The following is a 12,913-nucleotide window of genomic DNA, read 5'->3' as shown; positions in this document are numbered from 1 at the left end:
TCGCAATTTGTCGCGGGCTCCTCGCAATGACGGGTTGAGGCACCCATGCCCCTGCAAAACCGCGTCACGCCCACCGGCGACATCATCGCCACGCCGCATCGCGGCATGTTCACCGGCAATCGCGGCATCATCCACGATCCCGCGACCAGGACGCTGCTGAAGAAGCGCTGGTCGTCTCCGGCCTGGATCACCTGCCTGTGCGAATTCCGCGGCTGGCGACGTCCGGTGATGGCGCGGCGGAGCTGGACCGAGCTGTTCTTTCTCGATGAAGCCACCGCTCTTGCCGCAGGGCATCGCCCCTGCTTCTTCTGCCGCCGCGACGATGCCAACCGCTTCCGCGCGGCATGGGAGCGGGGCAATGGCGCAAGCAAGGTGAGCGCAAAGGCAATGGACGTCCAGCTGCATCGGGAGCGTCTCGATCGTGGCCGCAAGCGGTTGCACCCAGTGCCGGCGCCGCTGGCAGACTTGCCGGATGGCGCGATGGTGCAGCAGGGCGAACAGAGCTTTCTGATGACGACAGGCCGGCCGCTGCTATGGTCCCCCGCCGGCTATGCCCCCATCCAGCGCGAGCTGGAGAGCCCGATGTTGCTGACGCCTCCGTCCACATTGCGGGCGCTGAGCGCCGGATACCGGCCGGCGCTGCATTCGACCGCGCTGGACTAGCGGAGCCTTTTGCAGGTTGCCGCCGTCACCCCAGCTTCTCGCGCGCGAGCGCGGCGCCGGCGCCGAGCGCCATCAGCTTGGCCTCGGCGATCTCGCGCCGCATCGGGGCCATGCCGCAATTGGTTGTGGCGATGATGTTGCTCTTGGGCACGAACTTCGACACGGCGTCGATTACCTGCACGACGTCCTCGGCGGTCTCCACCGCGTCGCTGGCGACGTCGATCACGCCGGCCTGCACGATCTTGTTCTTCAGGAGCGCGAGCAGGTCGAGCGGCACTTTCGAGTTGCGGCATTCGACCGCGACCTGCTGGATCGGGCTCGCGTCGATCGCCGGGAAGATCTGCTCGTATTGCCGCCACTGGCTGCCCAGCGTTTCTTTCCAGTCGGTGTTGGCCTTGATGCCGTAGCCGTAGCAGATGTGCACGGCGGTGGTGCAGGTCAGCCCCTGCGCGGCGCGCTCCAGCGCCGTGATGCCCCAATCGTTGACCTCGTCCATGTAGACGTTGAAGGCAGGCTCGTCGAACTGCACGACATCGACGCCGTCGGCCTGCAAGGCCTTGGCTTCCTCGTTCAAGAGCTCGGCGAAGGCAAACGCCATCTTGACGCGGTCGCCGTAATAGCGGTCGGCGATGGTGTCGATGATGGTCATTGGGCCGGGCAGGGTGAATTTGAGCTTCTTCTTCGTATGCGTACGCGCCACCCGCGCCTCGAAGGCATGGACGCGGTCCTTCAGCCGGAGCGGCGCAATGACCTGCGGCACCATCGCCTTGTAGCGGTCTTTCCGGATGCCCATCTCGACCTTGTGGGCGAAATCGATGCCTTCGATTTTCTCCAGGAAGCCGTGGACGAAATGCTGACGGGCCTGCTCGCCCTCGGTGACCACGTCGATGCCGGCGTCCTCCTGGATCTTCAGCCAGATCAGCGTCGCGTCGCGCTTGGCGCGGAGAAGCTCGTCGCCCTGCGACTTCCAGGGCGCCCAGAGCATGTTGGGCTCGGCGAGCCATTCCGGCTTCGGCAAGGAGCCGGCGATCGTGGTTGGAAACAGCATGGCGGCCCTCCCGGCAGGTTGTGTTGCGCCCCTTCCTGCCATGTCCTAACGTCGAGGTACAGAACAACGAAAGTCGCTCTCTAGTCCAGCGGCGCAGGCGAAGGGGAGATCGGCAATTTGCCAGAGAGCCGTTCGACGCGGAAACACGCAAGATCATGTTCGGGCAGAGGGCTAGGGAATTGTTGAGAAGGAAGTAGTGCTCGTTCCTCATGGTGAGGAGCGCCGTAGGCGCGTCTCGGACCATGAAGGCCCGACTGTCACGCGCGGCCATCCTTCGAGACGGCCGCTACGCGGCCTCCTCAGGATGAGGTCCGTCACAAAGGAACCCCCATGATCGAATTCTTCTTCGACTGTTCCAGCCCCTGGACCTATCTCGCCTTCCACAACATCCAGCCGCTGGCCAAGGAGCTCGGCGCCGAGATCGTCTGGCGGCCGATCCTGGTCGGCGGCATCTTCAACACCGTCAACCCGAGCGTCTATGCGCAGCGCGAGAAGCCGGTGCCGCTGAAGGCGCGCTACATGCAGAAGGATCTTCAGGACTGGGCGCGCTCGGCGGGCCTTCCGATCAAGATGCCGCCGACGGTGTTTCCCGTGAACAGCGTCAAGGCGATGCGCGGCTGCATCTGGCTCGGCAAGGACATGGTGCCGTTTGCGACCGCGGTGTTCCAGGCCTATTGGGGCGGTGACAAGGACATTTCGCAGGACGCCGTGCTGGCCGAGATCTGCAAGAAGGTCGGCATCGACGAGCAGAAATTCTTCGCAGGGATCTCGGAGCAGGGGATCAAGGATCAGCTCAAGGCAAATACCGAAGAGGTCGTCGCCCGCGGCGGCTTCGGCTCGCCGACGATCTTCGTGAACAAGACCGACATGTATTTCGGCAACGACCGCCTGCCGCTGATCCGCGAGGCGCTTCTGCGCGGCAAGGCGAGCGCGGCCTGATGGTGCGGGCCGTCGTCTGCCGCACGCTCGGCGAGCCCGAAGCATTGCGGCTCGAGGAGTATCCGTCGCGCGTCCTGAAGCCGGGCGAGGTGCGCGTCGCGATCCGCGCCGCCGGGCTGAATTTTCCCGATGTGCTGATGGCGGCCGGGCAATATCAGCTCAAGCCGGAGCTGCCGTTCACGCCCGGCATGGAAGCTGCCGGCGACGTCACCGAGATCGGCCCGGAGGCGAGGGGCGTCGCCGTCGGCGACAAGGTCATCGTCAAGATGCGGCACGGTGCGTTTGCGGATGAAGCCGTCGTCACGCCGTCACAGCTCACCCCCAAGCCGTCGACATTCGACTACGCGGAAGCCGCGACTTATCTGGCCGGTCATGGCACGGCCTATCATGCGCTGATCGACCGTGGCCAGGTCGCGCCGGGCGAGGTGCTGCTGGTGCACGGCGCCGGCGGCGGCACGGGATTGGCCGCGGTCGAGATCGGCAAGATGCTCGGCGCGATCGTGATCGCGACCGCATCCAGCGACGAGAAGCTCGCCGTCGCCAAGGCGCGCGGCGCCGATCATCTCGTCCGCTACGACCGCGAGCCGTTTCGCGATGCCGTCAAGCGCATCACCGACGGTCGCGGCGCGGACGTCGTGTTCGATCCCGTCGGCGGCCAGGTCTTTGAGGATTCGATGCGCTGCATCGCCTGGGGCGCGCGGCTCCTGGTGATCGGCTTCACCGGCGGCATCGGCTCGGCCAGAACCAACCTCCTGCTGATCAAGGGCGCCAGCGTGCTCGGCGTGCGCGCCGGCGAGGCCGTGCGCAAGAATCCGGCTCTCGGCGAGGTCCGCCTGAAGGCGCTGCTGCAATGGGCGGAGGAGGGCAAGCTGCGCCCCAACGTCTCGCACCGCTTGCCGCTGGAGGACTATGCGAAGGCGATGCGGCTGTTAATCGACCGCAAGGCGATCGGGCGCGTGGCGCTGATGATGAGTGAAAAGTAGGGTGGGTTAGCCGAAGGCGTAACCCACCTCTTTCTCCGCAGTGATATCAACGGTGGGTTACGCTGCGCTAACCCACCCTACAGGAGCCTCACTTGTATTCCCGCTCGGTCCACCACGGGAAATAGTCCGGCATGTCGGTCGAGACCTTGTTCTTGAACTGTGCGGGGCGCTTCTCCAGGAACGACACCACGCCTTCCTTGACGTCGTCCGAGCGGCCGCGGGCATAGATGCCGCGGCTGTCGACCTTGTGCGCCTCCATGGGATCGTCGGCACCCATCATGCGCCACATCATCTGGCGGATCAGCGCCACCGAGACCGGCGCGGTCTTCGCCGCGAATTCCTTGGCGAGCGCGCGGGCGGTCGGCAGGAGATCATCGGGGGCGACAACCTTGCTGACGAGACGGCCGGCGAGGGCCTCTTGGGCCGGGAAGACGCGGCCGGAATAGCACCATTCCAGCGCCTGCGAGATGCCTACGATGCGCGGCAGGAACCAGCTCGAGGCGGCCTCCGGCACGATGCCGCGCTGGGAGAACACGAAGCCGAACCGCGCGGCGTCCGACGCGATGCGGATGTCCATCGCGAGCTGCATGGTGACGCCGATGCCGACCGCCGGCCCGTTCACTGCGGCGATCACGGGCTTGAGGCACTTGAAGATGCGCAAGGTGACCTGGCCGCCGCCGTCGCGCACCTGCGGATCGCTGTAATCGACCTTGCCGTCGGCAAGGCGCTTCACCGGCCCGCGCCGCGCGTCGCGGTCGAACGTGTCGGCGCCGGAGGAGAGATCGGCGCCCGCGCAGAAGCCGCGGCCGGCACCGGTGACGATGATGGCGCGGACATTGTCGTCCTTGTCAGCGGCGTCGAACGCGTCGATCAGCTCGGACTGCATCTGAGCGTTGAAGGCGTTGAGCTTGTCGGGCCGGTTCAGCGTGATGGTGAGGATCTGCTCGGCGACCTCGTATTTGATCGTCTCATACGCCATGGCTGGTTTCCTTCCCGGGTTCTTTGCCGATTTCTCTAGCACGTCATTCCGGGGCGCGCGAAGCGCGAACCCGGAATCCATGTCTCCGCACGGATTGTGCCGAGGAATGGATTCCGGGCTTGCGCCAAGTGGGCGCAACCCGGAATGACGGCAGTGCGATTAATGCGCCGGCGGCTTCGGCCAGGGCCGCTGCGCGCCGCGCAGGGCCTCGAACGCCTTGGCCAGGCCGAGCACGCCGATATCGTCGAAGCGGCGGCCGACGATCTGCACGCCGATGGGGAAACCCTTGGCGTCGAAACCGCCGTTGACGGTGACCGCCGGATTCTCCGACATATTCCACGGCACGGTATAGGCGATGTGCTCGAACGGCTTCATGGGATCGTTGGTCGGCGAGGCCCATTCCGCGGGATAGTTCACGTTCGGTGCGGTCGGCGAGATCACATAGTCGAGCTCGCAGAACAGTTTGGCTGCCGCGGCCCGGATCGCCATGGTCTGGTTGAAGCCGCGGATCACGTCGACGCCCGAGAGCTTGGCGCCGGACTCGCCCCACTTGAAGATGTAGGGCAGCACCTTGGCCTGGTCGGCCGGCGTCAGCTTCGACAGATCGTCCCACATCCTTGCGCGCCAGAAATTGTCGAGGCCGTCGAGCATCTCGCGCGTCAGGATGCCGTCGATCTCGGTGACGACGCTGCCCGCGGACTCGAACGCCTTCGCCGCCTTCACCGCGATCTCGCGCACCGGCTTCTCGGGCGCGAGGCCGCAGCCGGCATCGAGCATCAAGCCGATCCGCAGCTTTCGCGGAGATTTGTCGAGGCCCTTCCAGTTGAGCGGCTCGGCGGGCAGGCTCATGCCGTCGCGCCGGTCGGGCTTGGCGATCACGCTCATCATCAGCGCGCAATCATCGACCGTCCGGGTCATGGGCCCGGCGACACGGCCGACATAGGTGGGATCAATCGGCACGCGGCCAAAGCTCGGCTTCAGGCCGACGAGGCCGCACCAGCCCGCGGGCAGGCGCACCGAGCCGCCGATATCGGTGCCGAGATGCAGCGGGCCATAGCCGGCCGCAGCGGCTGCGCCCGCGCCCGCGCTGGAGCCGCCCGGATTCTTGGTGAGGTCCCAGGGGTTGCGCGCCAGCGCGTGGAAGCTGGAGAGCCCGGAGGACAGCATGCCGTAATCGGGCATGGTGGTCTTGGCGAAGATGATCGCGCCGGCCTCGCGCAGCCGCGCCGCGGGCGGGGCGTCCTTCTCGGCCGGAACCAGCTTGACGCTGGCCGCGCCCAGCGGCACCGGCACGCCCTTGGTCGCGATGTTGTCCTTCACCGTGACAGGCACGCCGTCGAGCGCGCCGGACGGCTCGCCGCCGGTCCAGCGCGCGGTCGAGGCCTTGGCGGCCTCGCGCGCGCCGTCGGGATCGAAGGCATAGAGCGCCTTCAGATGCGGTTCCCACGCCGCGACATGCGCGAGCAAGTCCTCCAGTACCTCGCTCGGTGAGAATTGCTTGGCGCGATAGCCCGCGATCAGATCGACCGCGGACAGATCGTGCAGCGAGGTGACCGCCTCGTCCGCACGCTTCTTATGCATTGCCACCTACCGGCATCCGCGTCTCGATGATGCGCGCGAACATGCTGGCGCCGATCGGCAGGATCTTGTCGTCGAGCACGAAGCCGGGATTGTGCACCGGCACCGAGCCGTCATGGCCGACCCAGAAATAGGCGCCGGGAATGGTCTCCAGCATGTCGGCGAAATCCTCGCTGCCCATCTTGGGTTGGGCGCGGGTGATCACGTTGGCGGGGTCGACGATGGTGCGTGCGACCTCCTCGACCACCTTGGACTGCTCGACCTGATTGATCAGCACGCCAAAGGTGTCGCGGATGTCGACGTCGATCACGCATTGGTAGGCGCTTGCTACGCCGGCGCAGATCGTGCGGATGCGTTCGCTGACCAGGGCGCGAACTTCCTTCGAGAAGGTGCGGATGGTGCCGCAAAGATGAGCGTCGCCGGGAATGACGTTGTAGGCGGAGCCTGCGTGGATCTGGGTGATCGACACCACGGCGGCCTGCAGCGGATCGACGTTGCGGCTGACGATGGTCTGGATCGCCTGCGCCAGCGTGGTCGCGATGATCACGGCGTCCTTGGAGCGCTCGGGCATCGCGCCATGCGCGCCGTAGCCGGTGATGCGCAGGTCGAAGAAGTCGGCGCTGGCCATCGCCGGGCCCGGCAGGATCGCGATCTCGCCGTGGTTGAGGTCGGGTGCGTTGTGCAGGCCGTAGAGCTCGTCGCACGGAAATTTCTCGAACAGGCCGTCCTTGATCATGGCGCGGGCGCCGCCGAGCCCTTCCTCGGCCGGCTGGAAGATCAGGTGCACGGTGCCGTCGAAATTCCTGGTCTCGGCGAGGTAGCGCGCGGTGCCGAGCAGCATGGTGGTGTGGCCGTCGTGGCCGCAGCCATGGAAGCGGCCGGGGATCTTCGAGCTCCATTTCAGATTGGTGTTCTCTTCCATCGGCAGCGCGTCCATGTCGGCGCGCAGACCAATGCGCTTGGTGCCGGAGCCCTTGCCCTTGATGACGCCGATCACGCCGGTGCCGCCGAGGCCGCGGTGCACCTCGATGCCCCAGCTCTTCAGCTTGTCGGCGACGATGCCGGAGGTGCGGACCTCCTCGAAGCCGATCTCGGGATGGGCGTGGAGGTCGCGCCGGATGGCAGTGAGTTCGTCGGCATAGCCGTCGATGCGGTCGATCGTGGGCATGTGCTTTGTCCAGTCAGCGTGAGGGAGGAATGAAAACGGGGCCGTTCGGCTTGATGCGGATACCCGGGCGCAGCCGCGTCCAGGGCAGGGAGGCGGTGTCGGCCGGCATCGCGCCGGGCGCGGCGCAGATCATCAGGCTCGCAGCGATCGGCTCGAAATCGGCGCGGAAATGCACCGAGCTCTTGTTGACGAGAATCTTCTCTCGCGTCGGCTCGATGCCGACATAGCGGTACATCGCCTGGTCGGCGAGCTGGGCCTTGTACGAGCTCACCACGACCCGGACGTCGCCGATGCGCAAGGCTGCGGAGGGGCCCATCTCCATCTCGCGGCCGCCGTAATAGGGACCCGGTGCGATGAAGCGGCCGTCGGAGAGCTTTTCGACCACGAAGGTCTCGGTGTAGGGCTCGTCGCCGGGAATGCCGGACTTGCCGCCGAGCGCAAGCGTCACGGTGGCGCCGACGCCGGCCGCATGCGCGGCCTTGGCCGATTCCGGATCGTAGATCGCGCCGGTCGCGGCGCTCGCCTTGTTGCGCACCAGCGCGCGCAGCATGCCCGTGGTGTCGGAATCGCCGCCGGCGCCGGGATTGTCCTGGGTGTCGGCGATGATGATCGGCTTGCTCGCGCTCTTCGCAAGTTCCATGGCGTGGCGCACGCCGTCGTCGGGCGTCCAGATCTTGCCGTCGAAATCGTCCTCATGGCTTTCGACCAGCCTCACGATCGCGTCCGCGGCGCGATCGGCCTCCGCTTGCGTCGTGCCATAGGCGAACACGCTCGGCCCGCAATCGCGGAAGTCGGCGGCGGGAAAGCCCGGCGCGAAAGACAGTGTCGGGACCGCATCGCCCTCCAGGGCGGCGAGCTTTTCGTAGATGCCTTTGGTGGGCTGGTCGTTGGTGCATTGCCAGCTGATCGGGATCAGGAACGGCAATTGCCGGAACGCCTTTGCGAGGCGCTGTTTCGTCTTCAGCAGCCGAGCCAGATGTCGCGCCGAGGCGCGGCCGGTCTCGGCCATGTCGACGTGGGGATAGGTGCGGTAGGCGATCAGCGCGTCGGCATACTCGATCATCTCGGGGGTGACGTTGGCGTGGAGGTCGAGGCTGGCGACCAGCGGAACGTCCTTGCCGATGATGCGGCGCACCCGCGCCAGGATCTCGCCTTCGCCGTCGTCGAGGTGCTCGGTCACCATCGCGCCGTGCAGGTCGAGATAGACCGCGTCGATCGGCCCGGCGGCTGCGATGCCGTCGACCATCACTTTCACGATGCGCTCGAAGGCGTCCTTGGTGACGTGCGCGGAAGGGCTCGCCGCGGCGGCAATCGTCGGGACGAGTTCCCAGCCGTTGGTCTCGGCGCTGTCGACGAAACCGGCGAGGCCGACATTGATGCGCCGCATCACCTTCAGCACGTCGGCCCCCTCAGTCATCGCCGGCCAGCCGCCGCCATGCTGGAAGTCGGCGAAGGTCGCCTTGGTGGGAGCGAAAGTGTTGGTCTCGTGCAGGAAGCCGCCGACGGCGATACGTGTCATCAATTCAAGTCCAGCGTTTTGAAAGTGCGCGACGTTAGCCCCGGCGCGAAGGAGAGAGCAAGGCGGGAAGCACTCGCGCCGTGCATAGGGTCAAGCTGTTTTGGGAATGCTGCGGATGCAGTGAGAGCGCGCCGACTCTATCCACCGTCATTCCGGGGCGCGCCCACTTGGGCGCGAGCCCGGAATCCATCGCGCGACAGTCTCTGCGGCTGGATGGATTCCGGGCTCATCGCTTCGCGATGCCCCGGAATGACAGCGAAGAGAGCTACGCGCTCGCCCCCACACCTTCCGCCACCGGCCGGAAGTTCGCAAAATCCCAGCCCCGCCCTGGTGCGGCGTCGAGCAGCGCCTTGGTGTAGGCCTGCTGCGGATGCGTCAGCACCTCGGCGGCGGGGCCCTGCTCGACCACGCGGCCGTGCTGCATCACCACGACCTCGTCGCAGATTTGCGCCGCAACGCGCAGATCGTGGGTGATGAACAGGATGGCGATGCCGAGCCGGGTCTGGATCTCGTCGAGCAGGTCCAGCACCTGCGCCTGCACCGAGACGTCGAGCGCGGAGACCGCTTCGTCGGCCACCAGCACGTCCGGATCGAGCGCGAGCGCGCGGGCAATGGCGATGCGCTGGCGCTGGCCGCCGGAGAACTGGTGCGGATAGCGCGACACCGCATCGGGGGGCAGGCCGACCAGCTCGAGCAGCTCGCGTGCTCGCTTCATGGCGTCAGCGTGCGCGACACCGTAATTGATCGGGCCTTCGGCAATGCTCTCGCCGACGGTGACGCGCGGGTTGAGCGAGCGGTATGGATCCTGGAACACGATCTGGATCTTTTGCCGGTGCGGCTGCAGCAGGCGCCGCGAGATGTCGGCGATCTCGCGGCCGGCGAGGCGGATGCCGCCCGAGGTCGGTTCGATCAGGCGGACGATGCAGCGCGCCACCGTCGACTTGCCCGAGCCGCTTTCGCCGACGATGCCGAGCGTGCGGCCCTTGCGCAGGGTCAGCGTCACCTTGTCGGCGGCGACGACCTCGCGGCCTTTGCCGAAGAAAGCGCGCTCCTTATAGACCTTGCTGAGCTCGTTGGCTTCCAGCACGACCGGCTCCTTGGTCTCGGGTCGCGCGGCACGCGGCACCAGGCTCGGCACCGCAGAGAGCAGGTTGCGGGTGTACTCCATGGTGGGATTGCGCAGCACGGTGTCGAGCGGGCCGGTCTCGACCAGGCGGCCCTGCCGCATCACCGCGACGCGGTCGGCGATCTCGGCGACCACGCCCATGTCGTGGGTGATGAACAGCACCGCGGTACCGTGATCGCGCTGCAGCTCGCGGATCAGCGTCAGGATCTGCTTCTGCGTGGTGACGTCGAGCGCGGTGGTCGGCTCGTCGGCGATCAGCAGCTTCGGTTCCAGCACCAGGGCCATCGCGATCATGATGCGCTGGCGCTGGCCGCCTGAGAGCCGATGCGGGTAGGAGGTGAAGATGCGCTCGACCTGAGGCAGGTGGACCTGCTCCATCATGTCGAGAATGCGCTTCTTGCGCGCCTTGGCGTCGAGGCTGGTGTGGGCGCGCAGCACTTCGTCGATCTGGCGGCCGACCGGTACCACCGGATTGAGCGCGGTCATTGGCTCCTGGAAGATCATCGCCATCTGCGTGGCGCGAAGCTGTCGCAGGCGGCGGTCGGTGGCGGTGAGCAGCTCCTCGCCGACCAGCTTGATGCTGCCGGCGGTGGGCACCAGCGTGCCCTTCGGCAGCAGGCCCATCGTGGTGAGAGAGGTCACCGACTTGCCCGAGCCGCTTTCGCCGACGAGGCACAGCGTCTCGCGCTCGCGCACCTGGATCGAGATGTCGTCGATGATCTTCGGTCCGCCCGGCTTCTTGCCGACGGAGACGACGAGGTTGTTGATGTCGAGGATAATGTTGGTCATGTCAGCTTTCTCGGCCGTCATTCCGGGGCGCGCGTAGCGCGAACCCGGAATCCATCGGGCTGCAATGTCGGTGGTGAAATGGATTCCGGGCTCGCGCCAAGGGGCGCGCCCCGGAATGACACTGTTGGCTGTTTCACTTCCCCTCCCGCTGCTTCATGCGCGGATCGAGGGCGTCACGGGCGGCGTCGCCGATCAGATTGATGCTGAGGATGGCGATTGAGAGCAGAAGGCCCGGCCAGAAGATCAGCGACGGCTTGATCTGGAAGTACTGGCGGCCCTCGGCCATGATGTTGCCCCAGGTCGGCGTCTCCGGCGAGATGCCGGCGCCGAGGAAGGACAGGATGGCCTCGGTGAGGATCGCGCTGGCGCAAATATAGGTGCCCTGCACGATCAGCGGGGCGACCGTATTCGGCATCAGGTGCCGCAGCATGATTTTCGGCAGACTGGAGCCGACCGAGATCGCGGCTTCGACGTAAGGTTCCTCCCGTGCCGAGAGTACGACGGAGCGCACCAGGCGCGCGACGCGCGGGATCTCCGGAATCGTGATTGCGATCAGCACGGTCCAGAGGCTGGCGCCGGACAGCGACACCACGGCGATCGCGAGCAGGATGCTCGGCATCGCCATCAGGCCGTCCATGACGCGCATCAGCACGGCATCGACCAGCTTGAAGAAGCCGGAGACGAGGCCGATCGCGAGCCCGATGGCAATCGACAGGATGGCCGCGCCAATGCCGATCAGCAGCGAGATGCGGCCGCCATAGAGGACGCGCGAGGCCAGGTCACGGCCGTAGGCATCGGTGCCGAGCAGGAATTGCGCCGACGACGGCTTGAGCCGCTGCGACGGCGCGAGCTGGATCGGATCATGGGGCGCGATTAGCGGCGCGAAGATCGAGACCAGCACGATCAAGGCGAGCAGGACCGTCGCCGTGGCGATGATCGGCGTCGAGGTGAGGAATCCGAACCGCGGCCGCAGCGGCGACGTGATCGGAATGGAGGACTGGGGAAGGGTATCGACCGACATGTTCGTTCTTAAATCCTTGCCTCAGTACCGGATCCGGGGATCGAGCAGGGTGTACGCGACGTCGATCAGAAGATTGACGACGACATAGACGAGCGATGTCAGCAGGATCATCGCCTGGATCACCGGATAGTCGCGCGCCAGCACCGCGTCCACGGTGAGGCGGCCGATGCCGGGTATGTTGAACACGCTCTCGGTGACGACGACGCCGGAGATCAGCAGTGCGAAGCCGGTGCCGATCACGGTGATCACGGGCACTGCGGCGTTCCGCAGCGCATGGCGCATCATCACCGCAACCTCGTTGATGCCTTTTGCGCGCGCCGTGCGCACGTAATCCTCGCCGAGCACGTCCAGCATCGCCGCGCGCGTCATGCGGGCGATCAGTGCGATGTAGATGAAGGACAGTGCGCAGGTCGGCAGGATGATGCGCTCGAAGAACGGCCCGAAGCCGTTAAAGACGCTGCGGAAGCCTTGCACCGGGACCCAGCGCAGTTCGATGGCGAAGATCTGGATCAGCACATAGCCGACCACGAACACCGGCACCGAGAAGCCGAGCACCGACAGGCCCATCACGAAGCGGTCGATCCAGGTGCCGTGCTTCCAGGCCGCGATCACGCCCAGCGGGACTGCGATGATGACGGCGAGGATGATCGTCGATAGCGCGAGCGAGATCGAGGGCTCGACGCGCTGGCTGATCATCTTAATCACCGGCAGGTTGGAGATCAGCGAAGTCCCGAGGTCGCCGTGCAGCAGCTTGTTGACCCAGGTGACGAACTGCACGATCAGCGGCTCGTTGAGGCCGAGCGAGGTGCGGATGCGCTCCAGCCGCTCGGGCGTCGCATTGTCGCCGGCGAGGATCGCGGCGGGATCGCCAGGGGTGAGGCGGAGCAGGAGGAAGACGAACAGCGCAACGACGCCCATCACGGGCACGGCGGCGAGGATTCGGCGAAGGAGATATCCGAGCAAGTTGGATCCGTCAGATTAGAGTCAAATCGTGGCAGCGAGGGTCTGTTCTGCCATCAGCCTAACATTTCAGCAATTCCCGTGCCATCAGGGTCGCAGTTTTTGCAGTGCGGTCAGCTGTTTTGGCAGCGCGTAGCTAA

General features: G+C 66.1%; 11 protein-coding genes. 3 read left to right on the top strand and 8 right to left on the bottom strand.

Features of this window, described 5'->3' with window-relative positions; genetic code table 11:
* The first annotated feature begins 45 nt into the window (after positions 1-45).
* The gene (locus DCM79_RS16205; RefSeq protein ID WP_257175329.1) at positions 46-663 is read left to right on the top strand and encodes a hypothetical protein; all 618 of its coding nucleotides are present in this window, start codon (positions 46-48) and stop codon (positions 661-663) included.
* 25 nt (positions 664-688) lie between these two features.
* Here the strand turns inward: DCM79_RS16205 and DCM79_RS16200 are convergent, their stop codons facing one another.
* Complete coding sequence (locus DCM79_RS16200) at positions 689-1,711, bottom strand: methionine synthase (protein WP_257175328.1); 1,023 nt, start codon at positions 1,709-1,711, stop codon at positions 689-691.
* A gap of 330 nt (positions 1,712-2,041) precedes the next feature.
* Here DCM79_RS16200 and DCM79_RS16195 point away from each other — a divergent pair, with 330 nt between their 5' ends.
* The gene (locus tag DCM79_RS16195) at positions 2,042-2,650 is read left to right on the top strand and encodes a 2-hydroxychromene-2-carboxylate isomerase (RefSeq protein ID WP_257175327.1); all 609 of its coding nucleotides are present in this window, start codon (positions 2,042-2,044) and stop codon (positions 2,648-2,650) included.
* Positions 2,650-3,633, top strand: a complete 984-nt coding sequence (locus DCM79_RS16190) for an NADPH:quinone oxidoreductase family protein (RefSeq protein ID WP_257175326.1) — start codon at positions 2,650-2,652, stop codon at positions 3,631-3,633. The genes DCM79_RS16195 and DCM79_RS16190 overlap by 1 nt, the downstream gene beginning before the upstream one ends.
* 88 nt (positions 3,634-3,721) lie before the next feature.
* Here DCM79_RS16190 and DCM79_RS16185 read toward each other — a convergent pair whose 3' ends face one another.
* The 7 genes from DCM79_RS16185 to DCM79_RS16155 form a co-directional block, all read right to left on the bottom strand.
* Positions 3,722-4,612, bottom strand: a complete 891-nt coding sequence (locus DCM79_RS16185) for a crotonase/enoyl-CoA hydratase family protein (protein ID WP_135163159.1) — start codon at positions 4,610-4,612, stop codon at positions 3,722-3,724.
* 159 nt (positions 4,613-4,771) lie between these two features.
* Positions 4,772-6,193 (bottom strand): amidase, encoded by a 1,422-nt coding sequence (locus DCM79_RS16180; protein WP_257180775.1) that lies wholly within the window; start codon positions 6,191-6,193, stop codon positions 4,772-4,774.
* Complete coding sequence (locus tag DCM79_RS16175) at positions 6,186-7,358, bottom strand: M20 aminoacylase family protein (protein ID WP_257175325.1); 1,173 nt, start codon at positions 7,356-7,358, stop codon at positions 6,186-6,188. The genes DCM79_RS16180 and DCM79_RS16175 overlap by 8 nt, the downstream gene beginning before the upstream one ends.
* A gap of 13 nt (positions 7,359-7,371) precedes the next feature.
* Positions 7,372-8,877, bottom strand: coding sequence for a M81 family metallopeptidase (locus DCM79_RS16170; RefSeq protein WP_257175324.1), 1,506 nt, complete (start codon positions 8,875-8,877; stop codon positions 7,372-7,374).
* Between the two features lie 265 nt (positions 8,878-9,142).
* On the bottom strand, positions 9,143-10,792 hold the full coding sequence (locus DCM79_RS16165; RefSeq protein ID WP_257175323.1) for an ABC transporter ATP-binding protein: 1,650 nt from the start codon (positions 10,790-10,792) through the stop codon (positions 9,143-9,145).
* Positions 10,793-10,925: 133 nt separating this feature from the next.
* The gene (locus DCM79_RS16160) at positions 10,926-11,813 is read right to left on the bottom strand and encodes an ABC transporter permease (RefSeq protein WP_028137266.1); all 888 of its coding nucleotides are present in this window, start codon (positions 11,811-11,813) and stop codon (positions 10,926-10,928) included.
* 21 nt (positions 11,814-11,834) lie between these two features.
* Positions 11,835-12,776, bottom strand: a complete 942-nt coding sequence (locus DCM79_RS16155; RefSeq protein ID WP_257175322.1) for an ABC transporter permease — start codon at positions 12,774-12,776, stop codon at positions 11,835-11,837.
* Positions 12,777-12,913: the final 137 nt, after the last annotated feature.

The organism is Bradyrhizobium sp. WBOS07 (assembly GCF_024585165.1).
Classification (GTDB): domain Bacteria; phylum Pseudomonadota; class Alphaproteobacteria; order Rhizobiales; family Xanthobacteraceae; genus Bradyrhizobium; species Bradyrhizobium japonicum_B.
The sequence above is the reverse complement of the archived record's forward strand: the minus strand, read 5'-3'. Positions and strand labels throughout refer to the sequence as shown.